The sequence below is a fragment of the Acinetobacter sp. YH1901134 genome, assembly GCF_013416965.1.
GTDB classification, from domain to species: Bacteria; Pseudomonadota; Gammaproteobacteria; order Pseudomonadales; family Moraxellaceae; genus Acinetobacter; species Acinetobacter amyesii.
Genome location: NZ_VPEW01000001.1, coordinates 98,241 through 123,994, shown reverse-complemented (window position 1 = coordinate 123,994; position 25,754 = coordinate 98,241). Strand labels below are relative to the sequence as shown.

Annotated in this window: 23 protein-coding genes; 3 read left to right on the top strand and 20 right to left on the bottom strand. The window is 42.8% G+C overall.

Annotated features, from left to right (window positions below; genetic code table 11):
- Position 1: 1 nt before the first annotated feature.
- The gene (locus FTV50_RS00565; RefSeq protein WP_180023145.1) at positions 2-763 is read right to left on the bottom strand and encodes a ferredoxin--NADP reductase; all 762 of its coding nucleotides are present in this window, start codon (positions 761-763) and stop codon (positions 2-4) included.
- A gap of 85 nt (positions 764-848) precedes the next feature.
- Here FTV50_RS00565 and gigC point away from each other — a divergent pair, with 85 nt between their 5' ends.
- Positions 849-1,733 carry a LysR family transcriptional regulator GigC gene (gigC, locus tag FTV50_RS00560; RefSeq protein ID WP_078191091.1) on the top strand — a complete coding sequence of 295 codons (885 nt, stop codon included), beginning with the start codon at positions 849-851 and terminating at the stop codon, positions 1,731-1,733.
- A gap of 27 nt (positions 1,734-1,760) precedes the next feature.
- Here gigC and FTV50_RS00555 read toward each other — a convergent pair whose 3' ends face one another.
- The 17 genes from FTV50_RS00555 to ndhC form a co-directional block, all read right to left on the bottom strand.
- On the bottom strand, positions 1,761-2,312 hold the full coding sequence (locus tag FTV50_RS00555; protein WP_373683663.1) for an excalibur calcium-binding domain-containing protein: 552 nt from the start codon (positions 2,310-2,312) through the stop codon (positions 1,761-1,763).
- A gap of 103 nt (positions 2,313-2,415) precedes the next feature.
- On the bottom strand, positions 2,416-2,514 hold the full coding sequence (locus tag FTV50_RS16830) for a cold-shock protein (protein WP_306669809.1): 99 nt from the start codon (positions 2,512-2,514) through the stop codon (positions 2,416-2,418).
- Between the two features lie 108 nt (positions 2,515-2,622).
- Positions 2,623-2,916, bottom strand: a complete 294-nt coding sequence (locus FTV50_RS00550) for a cold shock domain-containing protein (protein ID WP_078192288.1) — start codon at positions 2,914-2,916, stop codon at positions 2,623-2,625.
- A gap of 85 nt (positions 2,917-3,001) precedes the next feature.
- Complete coding sequence (gene upp / locus FTV50_RS00545) at positions 3,002-3,637, bottom strand: uracil phosphoribosyltransferase (RefSeq protein WP_180023144.1); 636 nt, start codon at positions 3,635-3,637, stop codon at positions 3,002-3,004.
- Between the two features lie 126 nt (positions 3,638-3,763).
- Entirely contained in the window at positions 3,764-5,308 is a 1,545-nt protein-coding gene (gene nuoN, locus FTV50_RS00540; RefSeq protein WP_180023143.1) for an NADH-quinone oxidoreductase subunit NuoN, read from the bottom strand.
- A 3-nt stretch (positions 5,309-5,311) separates the two neighbouring features.
- Positions 5,312-6,925, bottom strand: coding sequence for an NADH-quinone oxidoreductase subunit M (gene nuoM, locus FTV50_RS00535; protein WP_078192291.1), 1,614 nt, complete (start codon positions 6,923-6,925; stop codon positions 5,312-5,314).
- Position 6,926: 1 nt separating this feature from the next.
- The gene (gene nuoL, locus FTV50_RS00530; RefSeq protein ID WP_180023142.1) at positions 6,927-8,816 is read right to left on the bottom strand and encodes an NADH-quinone oxidoreductase subunit L; all 1,890 of its coding nucleotides are present in this window, start codon (positions 8,814-8,816) and stop codon (positions 6,927-6,929) included.
- Positions 8,813-9,121, bottom strand: a complete 309-nt coding sequence (nuoK, locus tag FTV50_RS00525) for an NADH-quinone oxidoreductase subunit NuoK (RefSeq protein ID WP_067665227.1) — start codon at positions 9,119-9,121, stop codon at positions 8,813-8,815. The genes nuoL and nuoK overlap by 4 nt, the downstream gene beginning before the upstream one ends.
- Positions 9,121-9,639, bottom strand: a complete 519-nt coding sequence (gene nuoJ, locus FTV50_RS00520) for an NADH-quinone oxidoreductase subunit J (RefSeq protein WP_171262661.1) — start codon at positions 9,637-9,639, stop codon at positions 9,121-9,123. The genes nuoK and nuoJ overlap by 1 nt, the downstream gene beginning before the upstream one ends.
- Positions 9,639-10,181: an NADH-quinone oxidoreductase subunit NuoI gene (gene nuoI / locus FTV50_RS00515; RefSeq protein WP_078191099.1), complete on the bottom strand. Its 543-nt coding sequence runs from the start codon at positions 10,179-10,181 to the stop codon at positions 9,639-9,641. The genes nuoJ and nuoI overlap by 1 nt, the downstream gene beginning before the upstream one ends.
- Before the next feature lie 18 nt (positions 10,182-10,199).
- Complete coding sequence (gene nuoH, locus FTV50_RS00510) at positions 10,200-11,216, bottom strand: NADH-quinone oxidoreductase subunit NuoH (RefSeq protein WP_078191100.1); 1,017 nt, start codon at positions 11,214-11,216, stop codon at positions 10,200-10,202.
- A 3-nt stretch (positions 11,217-11,219) separates the two neighbouring features.
- Positions 11,220-13,898, bottom strand: a complete 2,679-nt coding sequence (nuoG, locus tag FTV50_RS00505) for an NADH-quinone oxidoreductase subunit NuoG (RefSeq protein WP_180023141.1) — start codon at positions 13,896-13,898, stop codon at positions 11,220-11,222.
- 11 nt (positions 13,899-13,909) lie between these two features.
- Complete coding sequence (gene nuoF, locus FTV50_RS00500) at positions 13,910-15,241, bottom strand: NADH-quinone oxidoreductase subunit NuoF (RefSeq protein ID WP_078192293.1); 1,332 nt, start codon at positions 15,239-15,241, stop codon at positions 13,910-13,912.
- Positions 15,238-15,747: an NADH-quinone oxidoreductase subunit NuoE gene (gene nuoE / locus FTV50_RS00495; RefSeq protein WP_078191103.1), complete on the bottom strand. Its 510-nt coding sequence runs from the start codon at positions 15,745-15,747 to the stop codon at positions 15,238-15,240. The genes nuoF and nuoE overlap by 4 nt, the downstream gene beginning before the upstream one ends.
- Positions 15,748-15,761: 14 nt before the next feature.
- On the bottom strand, positions 15,762-17,549 hold the full coding sequence (gene nuoC / locus FTV50_RS00490; RefSeq protein ID WP_180023140.1) for an NADH-quinone oxidoreductase subunit C/D: 1,788 nt from the start codon (positions 17,547-17,549) through the stop codon (positions 15,762-15,764).
- An 87-nt stretch (positions 17,550-17,636) separates the two neighbouring features.
- A complete protein-coding gene (locus tag FTV50_RS00485) occupies positions 17,637-18,314 on the bottom strand; it encodes an NADH-quinone oxidoreductase subunit B family protein (protein ID WP_078191105.1) in 678 nt (225 codons plus the stop codon).
- Positions 18,315-18,320: 6 nt separating this feature from the next.
- Positions 18,321-18,869 (bottom strand): NADH-quinone oxidoreductase subunit A, encoded by a 549-nt coding sequence (gene ndhC, locus FTV50_RS00480; RefSeq protein WP_078192295.1) that lies wholly within the window; start codon positions 18,867-18,869, stop codon positions 18,321-18,323.
- 557 nt (positions 18,870-19,426) lie between these two features.
- On the opposite strand from ndhC, the gene FTV50_RS00475 reads away from it, so the two are divergent.
- On the top strand, positions 19,427-19,783 hold the full coding sequence (locus tag FTV50_RS00475) for a hypothetical protein (RefSeq protein WP_078192296.1): 357 nt from the start codon (positions 19,427-19,429) through the stop codon (positions 19,781-19,783).
- A 92-nt stretch (positions 19,784-19,875) separates the two neighbouring features.
- Here FTV50_RS00475 and bfmS read toward each other — a convergent pair whose 3' ends face one another.
- Positions 19,876-21,537, bottom strand: coding sequence for a sensor histidine kinase BfmS (gene bfmS / locus FTV50_RS00470; protein ID WP_078192297.1), 1,662 nt, complete (start codon positions 21,535-21,537; stop codon positions 19,876-19,878).
- 44 nt (positions 21,538-21,581) lie between these two features.
- A complete protein-coding gene (gene bfmR / locus FTV50_RS00465) occupies positions 21,582-22,298 on the bottom strand; it encodes a response regulator transcription factor BfmR (protein ID WP_067764711.1) in 717 nt (238 codons plus the stop codon).
- Positions 22,299-22,887: 589 nt separating this feature from the next.
- On the opposite strand from bfmR, the gene FTV50_RS00460 reads away from it, so the two are divergent.
- Positions 22,888-25,719: a ribonucleoside-diphosphate reductase subunit alpha gene (locus FTV50_RS00460; protein WP_180023139.1), complete on the top strand. Its 2,832-nt coding sequence runs from the start codon at positions 22,888-22,890 to the stop codon at positions 25,717-25,719.
- Positions 25,720-25,754: the final 35 nt, after the last annotated feature.

The following is a 25,754-nucleotide window of genomic DNA, read 5'->3' as shown; positions in this document are numbered from 1 at the left end:
ATTACCAATAATTTTCTACAGCAATATTTCCTTCACCACGACGGTTCATAGTCAAACCACGCGCCTTTAATGCTGCTTTGGTATCATCAACCATTTGTGGATTACCACACAACATGACATGCGTCGTTTCCACATTAAACGCTAAGCCCGCCGCCTGTTCTAACTCGCCATTTTCAATTAAAACTGGTAGACGGTCATGCAATGGTGCATTTGGATCACGTGTCACAATAGGAATAAATTTGAAGCCCGTATGCCCTTCACCAAAGGTCTCGGCGATTTCTTGAATCCGCTCTACATAAGCCAGTTCTGATACGGTGCGCACACTGTAGACTAGATTAATTTTTTCGTATTTAGACCACGTTTCAAAGTCTTGTAGCATTGATAAAAATGGTGCAAGACCCGTTCCTGTCCCCAACAGCCATAAGTCCTTCGGCAATGGCAACTGATAACGCGCCAAGGTAAGGAAGCCATATGGTATTTTTTCTAAATACAGCTCATCGCCCACTTGTAGATGCTGCAAATTTGAAGTAAACGCACCATCTGGAACGACGATAGAGAAAAATTCTAAAGTTTCATCAAAAGGTGACGACACCACAGAATAGGCACGAACCACCAATTCATCGCCCACTTTCAAACCAATTCGTGCGAACTGACCAGCGGTGAATTTAAAATGTGCAGGGCGTGTCATGGTAAAACTGAACAAAGTATTGGTCCAACGGTGTACAGATAAAACCTTTTCTAAGCTAAATTTTTCAATTGACATGATTTGAACGTGGCGTGACAGACTGTGCTCATGTTAGCATGACAGCATAATTTATTAATATTTTTTAAATGTTAAGGCCTGATTCATGCGCATGACTTTACGCCAGTTGGCTGTTTTTGTAGCAGTCGCTCAAGAAGGTACCGTTACCAAAGCCAGTGATGCTGTCAAACTTACTCAAAGTGCAGCAAGTATGGCATTGGCAGACCTCGAAGATGGTCTCGGTGCTCCACTGTTTGACCGACTTGGTAAACGCTTGCAATTGAATGACTTGGGTCGTTTTTTATTGCCACAAGCTTTGGAAATTTTAGGGCGCTGTGAAGCTTTTGAACAAGCAGCGAAAGGCGAACTACAAAGTATTGATCTGCGTTTAGGTGCGACCCTAACTATCAGTGACTACTTGATGCCAGACCTCATGGCAGATTTCCTACAGATTCAACCTCAAGCACATTTACAACTTCAAGTCGGCAATACCCGCCAAATGATTGAAGCGGTAAACCAATTTCAGTTGGATTTGGCCTTAATTGAAGGTTCATGCCACCTGCCACAGTTGCAATGTATTCACTGGCGTGACGATGAACTTGCGGTGTGCTGTTCACCAGAGCATCCCTTAGCGAAGCTGGATCGTGCGCTAACTGCGGCTGACTTTGATAACGTGGAATGGATCTTACGTGAAGAAGGGTCAGGCACACGTGAAGTATTTGACAACGCAATTTTAAAAGACCTGCCAGATGCCAATATACGTTTAACCTTGGGTCATAACGAAGCCATTCTAAAAATCGTGGCAGGTGGTCTTGGTATGTCATGTATTTCTAAACTTGCGATTGAGCCTTTACGTGAAAAAGGTCAATTGGTGGTTTTAGATACGCCGTTTTGGCAACTTGCCCGTCCATTATTTATGTTGGTACATCGTCAGAAATACCAAGGACCGGGTCTCAAAGCCTTTATGCAATTTTGTGAAAAATCTGTTTAAACTAAAAAGCGCCTAATGGCGCTTTTTTTATTTATTAAATTGGCGTTCGCAAGGTATTCCGTCGTTGTTTCCGTCCATTTTCGTACCTGGACAATGTTGTAGAAAATACACCGCTTCTTCATAAGATTTCATCTGACTACAATGTGTACGCCCATCACAACTAAACTGTGCTTTCTCTGCCGCCCATGGCGTATCACTTGAAGCATGAGCTGGCACAGTGTCTCGAACAACAGACTGAGCCTGCGTTGAAGCTGTGCCGTATAGATTTTTTTCACCTTGCTCAGACAGCACCCGATCGGGTAAATCCCCCTGTGCTTTTCGTTGTTCTTTTACAATATTTTCATTTTCTTGCATGAGCTGTTGTAAATGCAGCTGCTTCTGTTCTTGGTACTGCTGATATTTCCCATATACAGCCACAGCTAATACTACAATTACAATGAGTCCAATCATGCTGAAGATTTTACTGCCCCAGACTGTGCCTTTGGCTATATCGTGACGAGTAACTTGATCATTCACTCGATCTGTCATTGATTCAAATGACGGATTTATCTGTTCATGAGTGGACTGCTCTTTTTTCAAATCTAAACGGATGATATTTACCGCTTTAAATTTACCTTGATCTGCTTCAATCCTGTATTTGAGATTTTCTCCAACACGTGGTTCGATGTGTCGGCTAGGAAAATCACGAATATGAAAAAAATAAATCCTGTGCTTGATCTTGTTGTATAAATCCAAAGCCGCGCTCAACGTTATAGCTTTTGATTTTCCCCTCTTTAAACATAAAAATTGTCTCTCATCTTTTCTTTTAATACTCTTATGATAATAAAAAAAGAGGCCCTATAGACCTCTTTTTCAATTTCAAAGATTTCCATGAAATCTTACAATCACATTATTTACGCAAATTCGAAAGCAAAGCTGAAGTAATTGACTGGTTATTTGCTACGACTTTAGATTTTTTAGCTTTTGCAGATTTGTCTTCTTCACGCTCAATGTTTATGGCTTTATAACGATCACCATTTTTCACCACATTAAATTTCACACGATCATTACGTTTTGGCTCGACACCATCTGCGGGAAAGTCAGAGATATGGAAAAATACATCACCTTCTTCACATGAAAGAAAGCCAAAGCCCTTTTCAGGATTGTACTGCTTCACTTTACCTTTATATTGTTCGGACTTCATAAAGTACCCTATTCCATTTATGCCAATGTCTTTAGTATATAAAAAAGAGGCTATAAAAGCCCCTTTTCTGTTCATGATGCAAAAATTAGTCTTTTTGAACTGAACCGAAAATTTTATCGCCTGCATCACCAAGACCAGGAACGATATAACCGTTTTCATTTAAACCTTGGTCTACAGATGCTGTGTAAATGATCACATCTGGGTGAGTTTCATTCACACGTTTAATGCCTTCTGGAGCGGCAACAAGCACCATGACACGAATATCTTTACAACCACTGGCTTTTAGAACGTCAATAGCAGCAACGAGCGATGAACCTGTTGCAAGCATTGGGTCAATAATCATCGCTAAACGGTTTTGTACGTCTGGTACTAATTTTTTGTAGTAAGTACGCGCTTCTAAAGTTTCTTCATCACGCTCTAAACCCAATACAGATACTTTCGCACTTGGAATCAGGTTTAAGAAACCATCCAACATACCAATACCTGCACGTAAAATCGGTACAACTGTTATTTTTTTACCGGCAATACGATCTACAGTTACTTTACCATTCCAACCATCAATTTCATGATCGACCATTGGTAAATCTTTCGTTGCTTCATAAGTCAGAAGCATAGTCACTTCTTGAGCAAGCTCACGGAAGTTTTTAGTACTAATGTCTGCACGACGAAGTAAGCCGAGTTTATGTCGAATAAGCGGATGACGGATTTCATGGATAGCCACGGGAGAACACCTAAAAGGTTAAGATAAAATTTCAACCATTATAAAGCTATTTAACAAATGATAAAAATAAAAAAGCCCCCTTTACAGGAGGCTTTTTTGTAATAAGCAAATTAATTGCTTAATTCATTAGTTAAAACCACTTTGAATTAAGCTAAAAATGAACTGTTGTAATTCAGGTGAGATTGCAAAGTATGCCACTTGAGAAACTGCAATGATTGGATCTGGATATACACCGATCAACAACACAAGAGCAGCTGCGCCAAGCACCATAATACCACCCACTTTTTGACCCCAATGATCGACAGCGTCGATACGTGGGTTATCTGGTGGAGTCATGTACATCACAACCATCACACGTAGGTAGTAGTACAAACCGATACCTGAACCAAGGATCACCATCGCAGCTAAGAACCATGAACCACCAGCAACTGCTGTTTTAATCACAAGGAACTTACCAATAAAGCCCGCTGTTAATGGGATACCTGCAAGAGATAACATCATGACAGTGAGTGTTGCAGTCAACACTGGACGACGCCAGAACAAACCACGGTACTCAGCAAGGCTACCTGCTTCGTCTTTGTTGTTGTAAGGGCTAGACATCAGTGTCACAACACCGAACGCACCAATCGTTGTTAATACATAAGTAATCACATAAACGTTGACGCTGCTAAATGTTGCAAAGCCTTGTACTTGAACAAAGTCAGTATTACGTGCACTGACAATCGCAACAAGTAAGTAACCAAAGTGAGCGATTGAAGAGTATGCAAGGATACGTTTCAAGTTCACTTGACGTACTGCTAGTAAGTTACCCGCAAGGATAGACAATACTGCAATGATGGTCACGATCGTGATGAAGCTGTCAGAAAGGATTAAGCCAGAAGCTAAGAAGTAACGAACGAATAGACCGATCATTGCCACTTTAGCCACAGTCGCTAAGAATGTCGCGATTGGCGCTGGCGCACCTGCATACACGTCTGGTGTCCATTTGTGGAATGGCGCAAGAGACAATTTAAATGCAACAGCAAATACAATCAGTGCAAGACCAAGGACTACACCCGGTTGGCTGAATGTTGTGAACATTTTGCCTGGTTCAGCAACGAATGCCATTGTACCTGTATACGCATATACATAAGCCATACCCATCAACAACATCGCAGAAGCGGTTGCTGAAAGCACCAAGTATTTCACACCCGCTTCAAGCGACTGTGAACGTTGGTGTGTATAAGCCAATAGGCCGTATACAGGAATCGACATTAACTCAAGGCTGATAAAGAATGACGCATAGTGAGAACTTGCAACCATTAACAATGCACCTGTTACAGAGCACAGCATCAAGATATAAAGTTCTTCACGGTTATCTTTATAGGTTTCGATATACGCATGTGACAATGTGCAGCAAGCAAGTGCTGCAATCAAAATCACGAATTGGTACAACATCGTAAATGGATCTACGATGAACAAATTCATTACATTTGCAGGTGCATACTGCCCTGCAACGAAAACAAAAATAATATAAAAGGCTGCAAGGTTCAGACCGATAACGGAAGTCGTTGCAACTAAATTGTGGTTACGCTTGATTGCAATTAGCAACATCACGACGATCGCAGTTAAAGCCACGATCATCACAGGAGCTAATGGCATAAGCTCAGAAAATGACATTGTGAAGTCCATGGCTTATTGCATCTCCACATTTTCAGGTTGTACAGCAATCTGCTGCACAACATCAACGACTTCTTGAACTGGGATATAGCTATTTGCAATCCACGCCATGCTTGAATTTGAAATATCAAGGAAGCTTTGTGGGAATAGACCAAGCCATACTAGACCAAGAGCACAGATTAAAAGAATCACAACTTCACGCGCATTTAAGTCTTTCAACGGATTTGCGTAATGCTGTTTTTGTTCTTCGTTTGGTGTACCAAACAACGCTTTGTGGATCAGGATTAAACCGTAAAGACCGGCAAATACTAAGCTTACTGCAGCAAGGATTGTATACACAGGGAACTTGTCATAAGAACCCATCAAGATCAGGAATTCACCGATGAAGTTACCTAGACCCGGAATACCTACAAGTGCCGCAACAAAGAACATTAAGAAGAATGAAAGGTATTGGAACTGACCACGAATACCGCCCATCAAACGCATGTCACGTGTATGCAGACGTTCGTAAACCTGACCACACATAATGAACAATGCAGCAGAAGATAGACCGTGAGCCAGCATCATAATCATCAAGCCTTGGAATGTCAGGATGTTACCTGCATACAAGGCAAGAAGTACGAAGCCCATGTGCGAAATAGATGTGTACGCAAGCAGACGTTTCATGTCTGTTTGTTGGAATGCACACCATGCACCGTAGAAAATACCGATTAGACCAAGAATGATCGCGATGTCAGCAAACTGAGCAGATGCTACCGGGAAGAATGGAATAACGAAACGTAAAAGACCATAAGCCGCAGTTTTAATCAAGATACCTGCAAGGTCGACAGAACCCGCTGTAGGTGCTTGTGCATGTGCATCTGGTAACCAGCCGTGTAATGGGAAAACTGGAAGTTTTACCGCAAAACCAATGAACATACAGATCATGAATGCATACGCAAGTGCTGGAGCTTTCGCCTCAACAGTGTGTGCAACACTCATCAAGAAGTCATAGTTAAAGCTGATTTGACCGTGAAGTTGGAAGCCAACAACCACTAGACCCAAGATACCGATCAACATGATCAGACCCGCAACCTGAGTATAGATAAAGAATTTAGTTGCAGCGTAAACGCGTGACTTACCTTCTGCCCCTTTATGACCCCAAAGTGCGATCAAGAAATAGATTGGTACCAGCATCATCTCCCAGAAGAAGAAGAATAGGAACATGTCAATCGCTAAGAATACACCGATCACACCACCTAAAGACCACAGTAGGTTTAAGTGGAAGAAACCAACATTCTTTTGAATCTCACCCCATGAACAGCCAACTGCAAGTACACCCAGTAATGCAGTTAAACCTACCATAAGCAGTGAAAGACCATCGACCGCAAGGTGAATGTTAATGCCTAAAGTGGTAATCCACGGTAGGTTAAATTGAGCAGCCCACTGTGGAGCTTGTGTACCCAACTCGTAGTTATAAGTACCGCTTTGCCATAAAACGACGGTTAACACCAACGTTAATAGCATACCAATTAAGGCAATATAGCGTGGTAAGTGCTTGTCGAGTTTATCGACAAGCCAGCATACAAAACCTGCAATGAACGGAATAAGGATCAGAGCGGGTAGAATTAAATTGTTTGGAGTTTCCATTTTATTTCCCCACGACCTGAATCACGACCAGGATCAATAGTAATGCAAACGTACCGAATGCCATACTAGATGCGTATTCACGCAATGAACCTGTTTGACGTGAACTTGTAAAGCTATTACCGCCTTTAACAAGTGCAGGCAATACAAGCCATAAGCCGTCAATTGGATCACGACCAAAGATTTTAGCCAGTAGCAAATAAGGCTTAACGAAAACAATGTTGTACAAAGCATCGAAACCAAGTGCATTACGACAGATATTTGCCAGACCCGCGCCCAGTGAAGTTTTCGCGAACGATTTCACTGCACCATAAGCAAAGGCAAATAACACCACACCAACTGCAAGACCTGCAAGTGCAATACCAACAGCTGTGTATTCAGCGCTATGCATACCATGTTCTAGCGCTTCTGGAATATTAAACGCTGGGATTTGTGCAGCATTTAAAATATTCGTTACTGGTGCTTTTAATACATAAGCTAAACCAGTTGAAAGCACTGCAAGAATCGCCAATGGACCCCAGTAAGTAACACCTTTGATTTCGTGGTAAGGCGTGTTTTCTTTACCAAAGAATACAACCCAAATAAGACGGAATGTATAAATTGAAGTTAAGAACGCACCTGCTACACCAGTCCAGTACAAGCAGTCATAAACTGCAATCGCTTGACCTTTCACCCATACCGCACCAAGAATCGCATCTTTCGAGAAGAAGCCGATCGTGATGAATGGAATCGCAGCCAATGCACCGCCACCAATCGCGAAACAAGCAAACAAGAATTTGTTTTTGTGGAATAGACCACCCATCTTGAAGATGTTTTGTTCATGATGGTAAGCCAAAATCACAGCACCAGAAGACAAGAATAATAATGCCTTGAAGAATGCGTGAGTCAGCATGTGGAATAGACCAGCTTGGTAAGCTTCAGCACCTACAGCCATAAACATATAACCCAACTGACTCATAGTAGAGTAAGCAAGAATACGTTTGATGTCTGTTTGTACCAATGCAGCAAAGCCTGCTACTAACAATGTCACTGCACCCGTGATTGAGATGAACATCATCACTTCTGGCGCTTGTTCAAACACGCTGAACATACGGCTACATAGGTAAACACCCGCTGTTACCATTGTTGCTGCGTGGATCAATGCAGATACTGGTGTAGGACCAGCCATCGCATCTGCCAACCATGTTTGTAATGGGATCTGAGCAGATTTACCTGCAGCACCCAAGAACAACATCAATGCAGTCCAAATCGCAATCGAAGAACTCTGAGCCAAAACTGTTGGCGCAGCAGCTACAACTTCTGCAATGTTTAAAGTGCCGAATTGTTGGTAGATCAAGAACAATGCGATCAGTAGGAATACGTCACCCACACGTGTCACAGTGAATGCTTTAATTGCAGCAAAACCGTTTGCAGGTGTTTGGTAGTAGTAACCAATCAATAGGTATGAACATAGACCTACACCTTCCCAACCCAAGAATAACAACGCTAAGTTGTCACCCAACACTAAAAGCAGCATGCTTGCCACGAATAGGTTGAAATATGAGAAGAAACGTGCAAAGTCTTCTTCGCCACGCATGTACCATGTTGCAAAGATGTGAATTAAGAAACCCACACCTGTAATCATGCCCATCATCAATAATGATAAGCCATCTAAATGAAGCGTGAAGCCCGGTGCTAAGTTACCTGCACTGAACCAAGTCCAAAGATGCTGAGTTGTTGCAACTGAACCATTATTAACAAAGTCGATACCGGCAATTAATGCAAATAAAGCTGAAAGACCAACTGAACCTGCACCAATAATTGCAGCAACTGATTCAGGAAGGCTTTTACGACCTGCCGCCAACAGGATAAAACCAATTAGCGGGAAAAGTACTGTTAAATATAAATAACTCATCCGCGCATCTCACTAGCAGCATCCACATCCAGATGATGGAAGCGATGATAGAACTGAAGGACGATCGCAAGACCGATACAAGCCTCTGCTGCAGCAAGCGTTAAGATCAAGATAAACATCACTTGACCGTCTGGCTGTGCCCATGCGCTTCCTGCCAAAACGAACGCTAATGCAGCAGCGTTCATCATGATTTCAAGGCTCATTAAAATAAATAGTAGGTTGCGTCGAACCATCACACCGTAAAAACCCAGTGCAAAAAGAATGGTTGCAACGATCAAACCATGTTCTAAAGGGATGTTGCCCATTATTCTTTGTCCTCTTCTGCACCTGGCTCACGTTTGCCAAGATGGAATGCAGCGACAAGTGCGCCAAGCAATAACATCGCAGCAACTTCAACCAGCAATAAGTACTGAGTAAAGAGTGAAGTACCCACTTCTTTCGGACCGACAACTTGAGCACCCATGACAGTGCCAGCAGTTGTGTAGTCTGACTTCAACATCCAAACAAGGATTAGACCCATCAGGAAGCTCATCAACGCAGGATATGCCCACGCTGAAGAAGTCAGCCATTTGCTTTCTTGTTCAACTGTATTTTGACCAAGATTCAGCATCATCACGACGAATACGAATAGCACCATGATTGCGCCAGCGTAAACGATAATTTCGAGGGCACCGGCAAACGGCGCACCCACGATCATGAAGATACCTGCAACTGCAAGTAAAGAGATAATCAAGCTTAATAAAGCGTGTACTGGGTTCGTGTTAGTTACAACACGAACGGTAGAGACGATGGCCACAAGCGCCATCAAATAAAATGGCCACATCATGGTAATAGACTCCGTACATCAACTGGTGTGCTTTCGCGTTGAGCCTGACCTTTATCTTTACCGGCAACAGCCATACCTGTTACGCGGTAGAAGTTATAGTCTGGGTATTTACCAGGACCTGAGATAAGAAGGTTTTCTTTCTCATATACTAAGTCCTGACGAACATACTCACCTAACTCAAAGTCAGGTGTCATTTGAATCGCAGTCGTAGGACATGCTTCTTCACACATACCGCAGAAAATACAACGTGAGAAGTTGATACGGAAAAATTCCGGATACCAACGACCATCTTCTTTTTCAGCTTTTTGTAGTGAAATACAACCGACTGGACATGCAACCGCACAAAGGTTACATGCAACGCAGCGCTCTTCACCATCAGGGTCACGCGTTAACACGATACGACCACGGAAACGTGGTGGTACGATGTCTTCCGCTTTAACCTCTGGATATAAAATGGTGTCACGTTTACGTGTCGCGTGTGAGAATACCATCCACAACGAACGTACAATTGACCCAAATCCAGCTAGAAATTTAAACATTTTATTCTCCCTGCTGTCTTAGGCCTGATTCATCAGAATCACAGCACCAGTTACCAGAAGGTTAACCAACGCCAATGGCAAGCAAATTTTCCAACCAAAGTTCATGACTTGGTCATAACGTGGACGCATTAAAGAACCACGAGCCAAGACAAACATCATGACAAAGAATGCTGTTTTAATAATGAACCAGAACGCAGCTGGAATGAATGGAATATCTAGGTTGAAAGGCGCTAACCAACCACCGAAGAATAAAGTCACGATTAATGCAGAGATCAGTACGACGTTGACGTATTCCGCAACGAAGAACATACCCCATTTCATACCGCCGTATTCGACATGGTAACCTTCCGCCAATTCTTGTTCTGCTTCTGGTTGGTCAAATGGATGACGGTGAGTTACCGCAACACCCGCAACCACGAAGATCAAGAAGCCTAAGAACTGAGGAATAACAAACCAAACATCACGTTGAGCTTCAACAATTTCACGCATATTGAATGAGCCTGCAATCGCAACCACACCCATCAGTGAAATACCCAAGAACACTTCATAAGAAATGGTTTGAGCAGCAGAACGTAAACCACCAAGTAATGCGTATTTGTTATTTGATGACCAACCACCGAACAATACTGCGTATACCGCAATACCAGCCATTGCCATAAAGAACAATAGACCGATGCTCATGTCTGAAACACCTAGATAAGGTGAAACAGGAATAACCATGAACGATAGCACCGCAGTTGCCATCGCAACTGCTGGAGCCATACGGAAAGTCAATTTGTCAGCAAATTTTGGTGTCCAGTCTTCTTTGAACATGATTTTCAGCATGTCGGCAACAATCTGGAACATACCGCCCGGACCTACACGGTTCGGACCGTAACGGTCTTGCCACAAGCCGAGTAAACGACGTTCAATAAAAGACATCAACGCAGCGATCAATACCACAACCAGTAAGATCACAATCGCTTGAAGAACTGAATAGGCGATTGGCCAGTTTTCAGCCCACAGCGGCGTTTGACGGATTAATTCTTGTTCCATGAATTACACTCCTACCGCGACTGAAACAGGTTCTGCAAGCGATACTGTAGGTGCTAGACCCACTGGGTAACCGATATAACCTGTCGGTAAATATTCAATTACTTGAACTGGAAGGACGATTTCAGCATCCCCTGCTTTCACAGCGATACGTTGACCATCTTGAACATTTAAGCGTGCTGCATCTTGCTCACCCACAGCAAACATTGCTTCAGGAATACGCGACTCCATCGCAGGTGTTTTCACTGTAAATTCACCAGAAGCGAAGATGTGATGCATCGGTACAAGACGGAAGCTTTCACCATTAACCGCAACTGGTGCAGGTGCAACGAATGTACGTGCTGGACGTTTCGCTAAACGATCGAATAAACGAACGCCTGCATCACCACCTTTTAAGTGACCACCCACGTTGTCTTGGAATTTGTTCCAAGCTTGTGGAGAGTTCCAACCTGCAGACCAAGCAAATGGTACAAGTGAAGCTGGAGTTTGGTTACCTACATAACCTTCCATAGAGAACGTCAACGCAGAGTCTTTATCGACTGGTTGTTTTGGTTCATGAATAGAAAGTGGTGCGCGCATCGCAGTACGACCTGAGTAACGACGTGGTTCACGTGCCACTTTCAGACCATGTACACGGAAGCCAGCATCTGGTGCTACGTCTTGAATTGCTTCAAGTGCAGGAACGTTTTTCGCTACTGACTCGATAACATCATCAAGAACTGTCCAAGAAATCGCTTTGCCTTTCACGCCAGTTTCAATGGCATGTAACCAGCGCCAAGATTCTTTGATCGCAAGTTCTGGTTTGTAGTAGCTTGGGTCATACACTTGGTAGAAACGTTGTGCACGGCCTTCCTGAGAGACAACAGTACCATCACCTTCAGCAAATGAAGCAGCAGAAAGTACGATGTTGGCTTTTTTCACAGTTTCAGTTTCAGAATGATCAAGTACGATCACTTCTTTACCAGAAAGTGCAGCATTCACCTGCGCGGCTGGTAAGCGACGATAAAGGTCATTTTCCACCACGATCACGGTATCGTAATCTTGTGCAAATGCTTGTTCTAGGCTTTGACCACCAAAGATCGCTAAGCCCATTGAGTTCACTTCAGGAACAGTCAATGTTAAGCCCGCATTACCAAGGTTCTGTGCAACTTGTGCAGCAGCCTCCATGATTGATGCGTCTTGTAAGCTTGTACCAGAGATGATTAATGGTTTTTTCGCAGCTTTTAAAGTGTCAGCAATCGTTTGTGCAAATGCTTTTGCATCGTCATCCAAACCTAAGATCACTTCACCTTTGACAGCAGCAGCGACCGCAAAACCTAAACGTGCAATGTCGTTAGGTGATGCAACAACTTCACCTGTTGCAACATCAGCTAAACGTGTTTGTGTTGCCGCTAAGATGTAAATCGGAGATTTCGCATCTTGAGCAATACGTTGTACAGGTTCAGCCAACCACTCTTGCGTACGGCGCTCTGCAGCCATTTCTTTCGCTTTATTTTTCGCAGCTTGGCGAACAGATAGAGCCATACGTGGTGCAGTTTGAGTTAAGTCTTCACCCAAAATCAACACAGCATCGTAGCTTTCGATTTCACGCATACCAGGGTTATAAACACCTTCGGTTTGCATAATAGAAGCTACAAGTTCAACAAGTTTTTGCTCTTTTTGAGCCATACCGGTTGAGAAGTTGTCTTGACCTACAAGTTCGCGAAGCGCGAAGTTAGATTCAAGTGACGCACGTGGTGAACCGATACCCAATACTTTTTTGCCTTGGATATTTTCAATTACGGTATCCAATGCTTGGTCTACAGAAACTGTAGTCACATTTGCACCAGAGCGGAATTGTGGTTGACGTGGACGATCTTCACGGTTCACATAACCTGTACCGAAACGACCTTTATCGCAAAGGAAGTATTGGTTCACGTCACCGTTAAAGCGGTTTTCTACACGACGTAGTTCGCCATAACGTTCACCCGGAGAGATGTTACAACCTGAAGAACAGCCTTGACATACGCTTGGCGCATACTGCATGTCCCATTTACGGTTATAACGTTCAGAGTGAGTTTTATCTGTGAATACACCTGTTGGGCAAACTTCAGTCAAGTTACCAGAGAATTCAGATTCTAAAGCACCTGATTCTGGACGACCAAAGTAAACACGCGAAGCGTTTGCATACACACCAAAGTCCGTACCACCTGCATAATCTTTGTAGTAACGCACACAACGGTAGCACGCGATACAACGGTTCATTTCATGAGAAATGAAAGAGCCTAGCTCTTGGTTGTAATGCGTACGTTTTGTGAAGCGGTAACGACGACGATCATGCTGAGTCATTACAGTCATATCTTGTAAATGACAGTGACCACCCTCTTCACAGACTGGACAGTCGTGTGGGTGGTTGGTCATCAAGAATTCAACAACAGAAGCACGGAAATTTTTTGCTTCGTCATCTTCAATCGAGATGTAGGTATTGTCAGATGCAGGCGTCATACATGACATAACTAAACGACCGCGAGTATCTTCAGGATTCGCGTATTGAGTCACAGCACATTGACGGCAAGAACCGACAGAACCTAAGGATGGATGCCAACAAAAGTATGGGATGTCGATGCCAAGGCTAAGACATGCTTGTAGCAAGTTCTCTGAGCCGTTGACTTCATACGATTTTCCATCGACATGAATTGTAGCCATAGTCGAATTCCTTAAGCTTGTTCTACGTTGCTAGTTTGAGCTGCCGCATTTACGACTTTAGCTTCAAACTCGCCACGGAAATGTTTGAGTGCGCCCATTAACGGTTCCATCGCACCTGGAGCATGCGCACAGAAAGTTTTACCAATCCAAAGCTTACGAGTCAGTTCTTGTAAGTGATCGATATCTTCTTTCTTACCTGTGCCATCTTCCAAGGCTTTAAGCGCTTTAACCGCCCAAGGTAAGCCATCACGGCATGGTGTACACCAACCGCAAGATTCACGCGCAAAGAATTCTTCTAAGTTACGGGTTGCTGAAACCATACACTGAGTTTCATCGACTACCATGAGCAAACACGTACCTAAACGTGAACCTGCTTTCATGATGCTTTCAGCATCCATAGGAAGGTCAATATGTTCAGCAGCAAGGAAGTCTGTAGAAGCACCACCCGGTAACCATGCTTTGAGTTTTAAACCATCACGCATACCACCAGCATGATCTTCAATCACTTCACGCGCAGTTGTACCAAATGGAAGCTCCCAAAGACCTGGGAATTTTACTTTGCCTGAAGCGCCATAAATTTTAGTACCTGGATCTTTCGACTTACCTTCAGATAAACCGATATACCATTCAGGACCACGAAGCATAATTGCGGGTAAGTTGTTGTAAGTCTCTACGTTGTTAACAATCGTAGGACGACCCCAAGCACCTGCAACTTGTGGGAATGGCGGTTTAGTACGAGGGTTCGCACGGCGACCTTCAAGCGAGTTAATCAATGCAGTTTCTTCACCACAGATATAACGACCCGCACCGGTATGCACGTGTAACTCGAAGTTCCAACCTGTACCTAAGATGTTTTCACCCAAGTAACCTTTGGCACGAATTTGGTCCAATGCTTCATTTAAGTATTGAGCCGCTTCGACGTATTCACCACGGATGAAGATATAACCCTGTGTTGCTTCTAATGTATAAGCAGCAATCAACATACCTTCGATCAACTGATGAGGAAGTTTTTCCATCAACAGACGGTCTTTGAAGGTACCAGGTTCCATTTCATCGGCATTACAGATGAGGTAACGAGGGCCTGAGTTATCATTTGGCGCCATAAGCGACCATTTGATCCCTGCAGGGAAGCCCGCACCACCACGACCTTTTACAGTCGCAGCTTTGATCACTTCAAGCACTTCTTTCGGTTGCATGCCAACAGCTTTCTTAAAGCCTGCATAACCTTCAAGTGCTTCGTAATCATCTGCACTGCGAACGTGTTCCTGTTTACTCAAACGCCAAGTTAATGGGTGAGTTTCTGGGTTACCGTCGCCATAAATTGGTTTTGGTTCAGTATTCATACATACTTCTCCAATAACTGTTTAATTGAAGTCACTTCAACTAGACCGTGAGTGTCTTCGTCAATCATTAACGTCGGACCTTTGTCACAGTTACCTAGGCAGCAAATTGGCAATAAAGTAAAGCGACCATCTGCAGTCGTTTGACCAAATGAAATGCCTAATTCACGCTGGAATGCTTCAGCAAGTGTTTCCGCACCCATCAAGAAACAAGCAATCGAGTCACATAATAAAATTACGTGGCGACCAACTGGTTGACGGTAAATACGGTTATAGAAAGTTGCAACACCTTCTAGGTCTGCAAGGCTCATGCTAAGCAATTGCGCAATAGCATTCATCTGTGCATCATCTACCCAGCCATTACGGCGTTGTACACACTTCAAAGCATCAAGACATGCTGCGCGTGGGTACGGATAGTGACCAATGTGATGTTCGATATCGTGGATTTCTTCCGCAGTTAAAATCCCTTCAACATTCACACGTGGTTTTTTGTCAGTCAAAATCATCATAATGCGATTACCCCTTAGCGATCCACGTCAGCCATTACGACGTCAATTGTCGCTAAATAAATGATTAAGTCAGACATTAAGCTGCCGTTAATCACAGAAGGCATTTGCTGTAAGTGCGTGAAGGTTGGTGTACGGATACGTGTACGGTAACTCATCGTTGACTTGTCTGAAGTCAAGTAGTAGTTCGACGCACCTTTTACCACTTCCGCCATTACAGAGCTTTCGCCTGCTGGCATTACAGGACCCCATGACACGCTCAAGAAGTGCGTAATCAATGTTTCGATGTCTTGTAAAGTTTTATCTTTTGGTGGTGGAACAGCCAGTGGATGGTCTGCTTTGTATGCACCAGAAGGCATGTTGTCTAAACATTGCTTGATGATTTTCAGCGATTCTTCAATTTCACGGAAGTGAACAAGAACACGTGCATAAGCATCGCCTTCGTACTCTAAAGGCACATCAAAGTCGTAGTTTTCGTAGCCGCTATAAGGACGGTATTTACGAACGTCGAAATCAATACCTGTAGCACGTAGACCAGTACCCGTTACACCCCAAGCCAATGCAGATTTAGCATCATACTGAGCAACATTACGGGTACGACCGATAAACACTGAGTTTTTCAGTGCTGCAGTGTAGTACTCGTTCATACGCTTCGGCATCCAATCTAGGATTTCGCGAATGAGGTGCTGCCAGTTGTTTGGCAAGTCATGCGCTGTACCACCGATACGGAACCATGCTGGGTGCATACGGTAACCCGTGATCGCTTCGATCGCGTCATAGATTTTTTGACGGTCAGCGAACATATAGAATACTGGGGTCATACCGCCGGCATCCTGAATCGCAGTACCAATGAACAATAAGTGGTTATTGATACGGAACAATTCAGACATCATGACACGGATACATTGTGCACGATCAGGAACGGTAATCCCTGCCATTTGCTCTACGCCAAGAACGTAAGGCATGTTTTGCGCACAACCACCTAAGTAGTCAACACGGTCTGTATACGGGATGAATGAGTGCCATGTTTGACGCTCAGCCATTTTTTCCACGCCACGGTGGTGATAGCCGATGTCAGGAACACAGTCTTTCACTTCTTCGCCGTCCAACTGCAAGATCACACGGAAGGCACCGTGCGCAGATGGATGGTTAGGACCCAAGTTTAGGAACATGAAGTCTTCATCATCGTTCCCACGCTTCATACCCCAATCTTCAGGTACGAAACGAAGATGTTCTTGTTCGTAATCCTGTTTCGCTTGGTTTTGGCGATAAGGCGTGTATTCGGTCGCACGTGCAGAATATTCTTTACGTAACGGGTGACCTTCCCAATATGTTGGCAACAAGATACGACGGAGCATTGGATGCCCTTCGAAGTTGATACCAAACATGTCGTAAGCTTCACGTTCGTACCAGTTGGCATTTGGCCAAATGTTGGTTGCCGTTGGAATGTTCAAATCTGACTCATTCAATGCAACTTTAATACGAATATCACTGTTACGCTCAAGCGATAACAGATGATAGAACACAGTGAAGTCAGATGCAGGCAGACCATCGCGGTGTGTACGTAAACGCTCATCAACCGCAGACAAGTCAAACAGCATCACGTATGGACGTGACACCGTACGCAAGAACATTAAAACGTCTTGTACACGTGCGCGCTCAACCCAGACTGTTGGAAAGTCTTCAAAAGTCGTTTGCACGTAGAAGTTCTCACCAAATTTGGTTTTGAGCTCTTCTACAATTGCAAATGCAGGGCGGGAATCAACTGGAGTTGATTCTGGCATAGCAATGTCAGTTTCAGCCATTGGCTTGGCTTCCTATTTAATACAAATTCAGTCAATCAAAACGACAATTACACCCAGTCCGGGTGTATCAATATTTCGTCGCAGTGATTATTTAATTTCATCCATTGAGCGTAAGTTTTTCACTGCAATACGCTGTGCGTTCTTACGGTCACGTTCTGGCATCATCTTTGGCTTATACACTGGCTTAAGATCATCACCAATCACGGCCGATAAAGGACGGCGCTCAAGTTGAATCTGGTCTTGCAATAACATCAATGCCTGAATTAAAGCTTCAGGACGTGGTGGGCAACCCGGGATATACACATCGACAGGGATGATTTTATCCACACCTTGTACAACTGAATAAATGTCGTACATACCACCAGAGTTTGCACATGCGCCCATTGAGATTACCCATTTAGGCTCAAGCATTTGCTCGTACAAACGTTGAATTACAGGCGCCATTTTCATGAAGCATGTACCTGCAACAATCATCAAGTCAGCCTGACGTGGTGAAGCACGAATAACCTCGGCACCGAAACGTGACAAGTCATGCACGCCTGTTAAAGTCGTTGCATACTCTACGTAGCAGCAAGATGTACCAAAGTTGAACGGCCAAACTGAGTTTTTACGACCCCAGTTTACTGCTGTATGTGCAACATCCTCTAAACGAGTCATGAACACATTTTTATTCACTTCTTCTTCAAGCGGATCGGTAACGATTTGACGCTCTTGAAGTGGATATTGATCAGCATCCGGATTCGCACGGGTTAATGTATATTTCATCCCGTCTTACTCCTTGTCAGATGATGCAGTCGGTGACTTAGATTTCACACGACCAGATGATTGCGCTGGAATTTGACCTGTAGGGTCCATAACCAACTCTTCAATAGAGTTAAAGCGTGTGATTTCTGCGATATCCATATTTGGCGAACCAATTTTAGGTTTAATTCCCGCCGCTTTACGCTTGTCAGAAGGTGACCAATTCAAACCACCAGAAGACAATTCATAAACCAAACCAGCAAGTAAAACTAAAATAAAGACTGCTGCAGCTGCAAAACCAACCCACCCAGTTTCACGAACAGAAGATGCCCATGCATAAAGGTAAAGTGCTTCGATATCGAACACCACGAAGAAGATCGCAACTAAATAGAATTTCGCAGACAAGCGAATACGTGCACCACCAGCACCTACTACACCTGACTCAAACTGCTCTTGCTTAGCACGACCCCATGATTTACCCCCAAGGAGTAAAGGGACGGTCAGCATAAAGACGCAAAGGAATGTAACGCCGATCACGAAGGCAATAATTGCCCAATCGTATGGAGTAATGGCACTCATGCGGGGATAACTCCTGGCAGGCCTATTTATTAACAAAGAATGTATGTATTGGCCTTCAAATACACCAAACACAAAATTAATCCCGCCAATTGTACCTGATTGAGGAGGCTTCTTGCTAGCTTATCGATATTCGTCTTTAGGATGATTTTTTAATCATTTCAGCATTTAAATTGGGTTTACTCCCTTAAATTTAGGATTAATCGTTTAATTAGATTAGATCTTATTTTTTTATTAATTATTACATTTATGCGATTTTAACAGAAAACTATGACTGTTCAGTTTCATGAACAAATCCTTCAACTTTTAGCTCATGTATTAAATTTTCATGGCCGTATCATTTATTAAATAAATTCCATCTTGTTTCAAATTGGTTGCCTGTTTGATTCCATCTATTAGCTTTGATCTTACCCCTAAAATGAAAAACAAGTTGAATTAGCACAAAGAAAAAAGGCTTTTTTTAGCTTCTTGTGACTTTTTTGCAATTCTTTGACACGACCCACAAAGAGTGTGATATTTGTAGTTAAAACACAAAAAGCAATCACAACGGAGAGACAATAATGACTTTAGAATTTACGCATAAACCCGATTATTTTCTATCTGCACAATTGGTGATTCACCATATTAAAAGCTACTTAGATAAGCATCCTGATGCTCAAAATGCCATTTTTGATTTACGTGATATTTATGAGTTGTTACGACAAGATTTAGCTTCTGCAACAACCAACCTTAACGGGATTATGAATATTGCAGATGAATATAAACTTGAGACTTTAAACGGTGATCAAAAACTCATTAGCAATTATTCTATCGATGCTAAAAACAACTCCTTACTCATCGATTTTAATGCAGATGCTCTTGCCGCATTAAAAAATGGCAAACCTATTATTGAACCCGATGCAACAATTACGGAATAAGTAGAAAACTGATATCAAAAAGCCATTCAAATTAAATGGCTTTTTATACTTATCATTCACTAAAATCAGCTTAGCTACATATCTAAGCTTACTTAATTTTCATTGGTACTCGGCTCTTTAATATCTAACTTCGGTTTATTTTTCTTAAAACGAGTTGCAGGCCATGTCATGGTGAAACGCGCTCCACCTAATATTGGACTTTCATCAATATCAATAGTCCCGCCAAACCAATATGCAATACGACTAACAATCGATAAGCCTAAACCATAGCCCCCTGAAGCACGGGTACGACTATCATCTAAACGCGCAAAGGCATCAAAAATACGCTTACGATCTTCTTCTGGAATACCGGGGCCATCATCTTCAACACAGATATAAGCCATACCTTCATCATTCACACCACCACTAATCAGCACTTTATCATCACAATATCGCACTGCATTCCCCACCAAGTTTTGTACAACACGGTGTAAATAGCGACGCTCGGTTTCCACAACTACTCCAATTGGTGGTGCTTGCAATTCCAAGGTTTTCCCAGTCTTTAAGGCTTCAGTTTCAATCAGGACCTGATCTAAAACTTCAAACAAGCTAACATCTTCAAACTCCAAAGATGGCATGCCCTGCTCAAGTTTGGCATAAGTCATGATTTCATCAATTAAAGTATTTAGAGCCTCAATATCTTTATCAATCTGTTCGACTTGCTGCTGACGGTAGTCATAATCATCTTCATCCGCCATCATTTCTACACCAAAGCGAATACGTGCCACGGGTGTCCGCAGTTCATGCGATACCGCGCGCATTAACTCACGCTGAGCTTCAATTAAACGCTCAATATGATCTGACATGGAGTTATAGCTCGATGCTAAAGTACCAAACTCATCCGTGCTTTCGACAGGCAGACGTACAGATAAGTCCCCGCCCTTCATTTTATTTAACGCATAATTTACAGCACGCAGCTTACGTTGCATCGGCACCAATAGACCATAAACACCCAAGCTCAAGACAAACAAGCTCAGTAGCGTAATACCCGCTGCCAACTGGAAAGGCATCCAATTAAATAATGGTACCGGCCCCATGACCAAGACTTCTGAAGTTGAACTTGGAATTGGCGATACAATCGAAATGGTCGTGCCGCGCTCCGTCGCACTGTCACGATACAAAATAATGCTGTGATCTAAGCGTAATCGGCCGATTTGCTCAGAATCTAAAGGTAAACTCTGAACATTTTGAATTGAAATTGGATATGAAAAATGATGCTGAATTTTTTCAAGATATTGTTTTTCTTGACCTGGGTAATAAACCAAATAATCCAGTATAAAGACAGGCAACGCCTTCATTTGGCGTTCTGAAATATTATCGGCTTTGATATACAGTAGATGTGCAGGGTCATCTTTTAAGCCAATAATAATATAAGCTGCTGTGGTTTGTGCGTCCCAACGCACTACAGCTTTACGCTCTTCTATACGTTTTGTTTCCGCTCGGGTTAAATCAACCTGATTAGCTTTTACATAATAAATAGGCAACTCAAGTAGATCGGATGCATCTGACACCCAATCTGACTTTTGTTGTTCATTTGGCTGACGTGCAATACCTTCACTTATAATGAAAGCCAAACCGTCAGTAAGCGATTCACGATATTCTTGCGCACGCTGGTAGTTAATGATTTGCACCAGCAAATAGCCAAATGTAGCGACTAAAAAGACTAAAATCAGTAGTCCCGCATAAACGCGCAAAAATATACTGTGTTTAAACACGTAAAAGTGTCCTACTTTGCCAAACTAAGGGACGGTATTTTACATTAAATGCCGTTGGTTTCTTTTACGAATAAATAACCTTTACTACGTACGGTCTTAATACGTTTCGGGTTTTCTGGATCATCACCAATTTTTGGACGAATACGTGAAATACGCACGTCGATTGAACGGTCTTGACCATCGTATTCAATACCACGAAGACGCTCAAAGATATCTTCACGAGAAAGAATGCGACCCGCATTAGATGCCAATAACCATAAAAGGTCATATTCCGCACTGGTAAAGTCAACCAACTCATTATTGAGCGTGACAGAACGACCACCGTTATCAATCACAAGGTCATCAAATTCGATGCGCTGTGCAACTTCATCTTCTGGTGCTTTGTCTGTACGACGTAATAATGCACGAATACGCGCAAGTAGAACGCGAGGTTGAACAGGTTTTGCAACGTAGTCATCTGCACCCATCTCTAGACCCAAAACTTGGTCCATGTCTTCGGTACGTGCAGTCAACATTAAAATTGGTTGATGGTAGTGTGGACGAACTTCACGACAAATGGTTAAACCATCGGCACCCGGAAGCATCACGTCGAGTAATACCATATCTGGTTGTTCAGCGATAATACGGCGAATCGCACGATTACCGTCTGGTTCTACCCCAACTTCAAGTCCGTTACGGATTAAGTATTCTTGAGTTAAACGAGCAAGACGCTCATCGTCTTCAACAATTAAAATTTTAGGTAACTTTTCTTCTTGGCTCATTGATTGCCCCTTATTTGATTGGGCGTATCCTATTTGAAATCCGATAGATACGCTTAAACATAGTTTGCAATATACACACGTTTACATTGTAAACAAGATGGCATTCACCAAACTGATACATCAATATCGTATTTTGTAATAAATTTTAACCTGCTACATTTTTGCAGCCGTATTTACCAATCATTTCCATGCCCTATTGCTCACAATACCAACAATTATAAATTTGGATACATTTTCATCGAATAAAAACTGACTGATTAATTCACAACTTTTTAGGCTTTCTGAAGTTATCCACAATGTTATCTATAAGCACTCTTTTTCGACTTTGCTATGCTATGCCCTTGTCGGATAAGGCATATATAACAAAGATAAAAAATAGGGATTTTTACGCAATGGAAGGCAGTTCGGACTGACCGAAATTTTTAAATAAATGTCAATATTGATATACCCTGAATTTTCCCGTATCTTGTGTTCAATAAATTTTTAAACCACTAGGTCTTGTGTTTAAACCTCAAACACTGTGGCATAAAAATTGCCCAGTTCAAACGGTCCTAACATAAAAATAGATGACAAATGGAGCTATGCTAGCATGAGCGTAACGAATTCAACCCCTGGTCAAATTCAGGTGATTAAACGCACCGGTGACGTTGCACCTTTTGATGCAGAAAAAATCTCTGTGGCGATTGGTAAAGCGTTCTTGGCCGTTGAAGGCCAGCAAAGCGCTGACTCCAGCCGTATTCATGACCGTATCTCTCAATTAACTGAGATGGTATTGAATACCTTTAACCGTCGTTTACCTTCTGGCGGTACCATTCATATTGAAGAAATTCAGGATCAGGTTGAACTTGCGCTTATGCGTACAGGTGAGCAAAAAGTTGCTCGCTCTTACGTGATTTACCGCGAACAACGTGCCGAAGCTCGTAAACAAACTGGTGCTCACCACCACCCTACTTTACAAGTGACAGGTTCAAACGGTCAGCTTAAACCGCTTGATCTTGGCGCACTTGAGGCAAATATTGTTAAAGCAGCTGAAGGTTTAGAAGGCATCGATGTTCGAGCGATTATCGATGAGACTGTAAAAAACCTTTATAACGGCGTAAAAGAGTCAGACATATCAACGACCATGATGATGGCTACTCGTACACGTATCGAACAAGAACCAAACTATACATATGTGACTGCGCGTTTATTGCGTAACGACCTTGTTGCTACAGGGTTAGAGTTCTTAGGTTTAGATAGTGACACGAATGAAGGCGACGCTTTAGAAACTTTCTTGAAGAAAGGTATCGAGCTTGATCTTCTTTCTCCAGAACTACTTAACTTTGACCTTGCAAAATTGGCTGCTGCGATTCAACCAGAACGCTCAAACCAATTTACTTATTTAGGTCTACAAACTTTATTTGACCGTTACTTCATCCACTCAGATGGCGTACGTTTCGAATTACCACAATTATTCTTCATGCGTGTTTCAATGGGTCTTTCATTGAACGAAGAAAACCGTGAAGAACGTGCAATCGAATTCTATAATTTATTGTCTAGCTTCGATTACATGGCATCTACGCCTACTCTATTTAACTCTGGTACTTTACGTCCACAGTTATCTAGCTGTTACTTAACAACGATTTCAGATGACCTTTACAACATTTATGGCGCAATGCGTGATAACGCAATGTTGTCTAAATGGGCTGGCGGTTTAGGTAATGACTGGACTCCAGTTCGTGCGCTTAACTCGTACATCAAAGGTACGAATGGTAAGTCACAAGGTGTTGTACCGTTCCTTAAAGTTGCCAACGATACTGCTGTTGCAGTCAACCAAGGTGGTAAACGTAAAGGTGCAGTATGTGCATATCTTGAAACTTGGCACTTGGACATCGAAGAATTCCTAGAACTTCGTAAGAACACAGGTGATGACCGTCGTCGTACACACGACATGAACACAGCGAACTGGGTTCCTGACTTGTTTATGCAACGTGTATTCGAAGATGCTGAATGGACTCTGTTCACACCATCTGAAACACCTGATTTGCATGACCTAACAGGTGCAGAATTTGCTGAACGCTATGCTTACTACGAAGGCATTGCGAAAGAAACCAACATGCTACATAAAAAAGTCCGTGCGAAAGACTTATGGCGCAAAATGTTGTCTATGTTGTTTGAAACTGGTCACCCTTGGATCACATTCAAAGACGTATGTAACTTACGTTCACCACAACAACACGTTGGTGTAGTTCACTCTTCTAACTTGTGTACAGAAATTACGCTGAACACTAACGAAGATGAAATCGCAGTATGTAACTTAGGTTCAATCAACCTTGTACAACACGTTCAAGGTGGTGTGTTAGATCGTGAAAAGCTTGCTCGTACAGTTAAAACTGCTGTTCGAATGCTCGACAACGTAATTGACATCAACTACTACGCTGTTCCACAAGCTCGTAACTCGAACTTGAAACACCGTCCAGTGGGTATGGGTATCATGGGCTTCCAAGATGCTTTATACGAAATGAAATTGGCTTATGGTTCTGATGCTGCGGTTGAGTTCGCTGACGAATCTATGGAAGTGATTTCTTACTACGCAATTCAAACATCTAGCGACTTGGCACTTGAACGTGGTACTTACGAGACATTTAAAGGTTCACTTTGGGATCAAGGTATCTTGCCAATTGACTCTTTAGATATCGTACAAAAAGCACGTCCTGACCGTATGTTCGAAGTTGACCGTACAACACGTTTGGACTGGGATGCTTTACGCACTAAAGTTCAAAAAGACGGTATGCGTAACTCAAACGTGATGGCGATTGCACCGACTGCAACAATTTCGAACATTTGTGGCGTGTCTCAATCAATCGAACCAACTTTCCAAAACTTGTATGTGAAATCTAACCTTTCTGGTGAATTCACTGTGATCAACCCGTACCTAGTACGTGCGTTAAAAGATCGCGGTCTTTGGGATTCTGTAATGGTCAACGACCTGAAACACTTCGAAGGTTCGGTTCAAAAAATTGCACGTATTCCTGAAGAGCTTAAAGCAATCTTCGCGACTGCGTTCGAAGTTGAGCCACGTTGGATTGTGGATGCTGCATCACGTCGTCAAAAATGGATCGACCAAGCTCAGTCTCTTAACCTTTACATCTCTGGTGCAAATGGTAAGAAACTCGACATGACCTACAAAATGGCATGGTTACGTGGTCTAAAAACGACTTACTACCTACGTGCATTAGGTGCGACTTCTGCTGAGAAATCAACCATTAACACTGGCGCATTGAACGCAGTTAAGCCTGCTACTGTTGCAGCACCTGTAACTGCTGTTGCGAAAGAAGAACCTAAAGCTGAAGTTGCTGCTGAAGAAGAAGGTTTTGGTCAAGCAGCTCCAGTGCCTATGGCATGTTCAATTGACAACCCTGATTGTGAAGCTTGTCAGTAATTAACTAAAGGTATCGAAATCAGAAATTAGGCTAC

What these genes read in the sequence shown, in the direction of transcription:
- gigC (WP_078191091.1), top strand. Translation starts at nt 849, where the DNA reads ATGCGCATGACTTTACGCCAGTTGGCTGTTTTTGTAGCAGTCGCTCAA.
- nuoN (WP_180023143.1), bottom strand. Translation starts at nt 5,308, where the DNA reads ATGGACTTCACAATGTCATTTTCTGAGCTTATGCCATTAGCTCCTGTG.
- nuoM (WP_078192291.1), bottom strand. Translation starts at nt 6,925, where the DNA reads ATGGAAACTCCAAACAATTTAATTCTACCCGCTCTGATCCTTATTCCG.
- FTV50_RS00475 (WP_078192296.1), top strand. Translation starts at nt 19,427, where the DNA reads ATGACTTTAGAATTTACGCATAAACCCGATTATTTTCTATCTGCACAA.
- FTV50_RS00460 (WP_180023139.1), top strand. Translation starts at nt 22,888, where the DNA reads ATGAGCGTAACGAATTCAACCCCTGGTCAAATTCAGGTGATTAAACGC.
- bfmR (WP_067764711.1), bottom strand. Translation starts at nt 22,298, where the DNA reads ATGAGCCAAGAAGAAAAGTTACCTAAAATTTTAATTGTTGAAGACGAT.
- nuoC (WP_180023140.1), bottom strand. Translation starts at nt 17,549, where the DNA reads ATGGCTGAAACTGACATTGCTATGCCAGAATCAACTCCAGTTGATTCC.
- nuoK (WP_067665227.1), bottom strand. Translation starts at nt 9,121, where the DNA reads ATGGGCAACATCCCTTTAGAACATGGTTTGATCGTTGCAACCATTCTT.
- nuoL (WP_180023142.1), bottom strand. Translation starts at nt 8,816, where the DNA reads ATGAGTTATTTATATTTAACAGTACTTTTCCCGCTAATTGGTTTTATC.
- nuoJ (WP_171262661.1), bottom strand. Translation starts at nt 9,639, where the DNA reads ATGTGGCCATTTTATTTGATGGCGCTTGTGGCCATCGTCTCTACCGTT.
- nuoI (WP_078191099.1), bottom strand. Translation starts at nt 10,181, where the DNA reads ATGTTTAAATTTCTAGCTGGATTTGGGTCAATTGTACGTTCGTTGTGG.
- nuoF (WP_078192293.1), bottom strand. Translation starts at nt 15,241, where the DNA reads ATGAATACTGAACCAAAACCAATTTATGGCGACGGTAACCCAGAAACT.
- nuoE (WP_078191103.1), bottom strand. Translation starts at nt 15,747, where the DNA reads ATGATGATTTTGACTGACAAAAAACCACGTGTGAATGTTGAAGGGATT.
- nuoH (WP_078191100.1), bottom strand. Translation starts at nt 11,216, where the DNA reads ATGGAACAAGAATTAATCCGTCAAACGCCGCTGTGGGCTGAAAACTGG.
- FTV50_RS00565 (WP_180023145.1), bottom strand. Translation starts at nt 763, where the DNA reads ATGTCAATTGAAAAATTTAGCTTAGAAAAGGTTTTATCTGTACACCGT.
- nuoG (WP_180023141.1), bottom strand. Translation starts at nt 13,898, where the DNA reads ATGGCTACAATTCATGTCGATGGAAAATCGTATGAAGTCAACGGCTCA.
- FTV50_RS00550 (WP_078192288.1), bottom strand. Translation starts at nt 2,916, where the DNA reads ATGAAGTCCGAACAATATAAAGGTAAAGTGAAGCAGTACAATCCTGAA.
- FTV50_RS16830 (WP_306669809.1), bottom strand. Translation starts at nt 2,514, where the DNA reads ATGTTTAAAGAGGGGAAAATCAAAAGCTATAACGTTGAGCGCGGCTTT.
- ndhC (WP_078192295.1), bottom strand. Translation starts at nt 18,869, where the DNA reads ATGAGTGCCATTACTCCATACGATTGGGCAATTATTGCCTTCGTGATC.
- FTV50_RS00485 (WP_078191105.1), bottom strand. Translation starts at nt 18,314, where the DNA reads ATGAAATATACATTAACCCGTGCGAATCCGGATGCTGATCAATATCCA.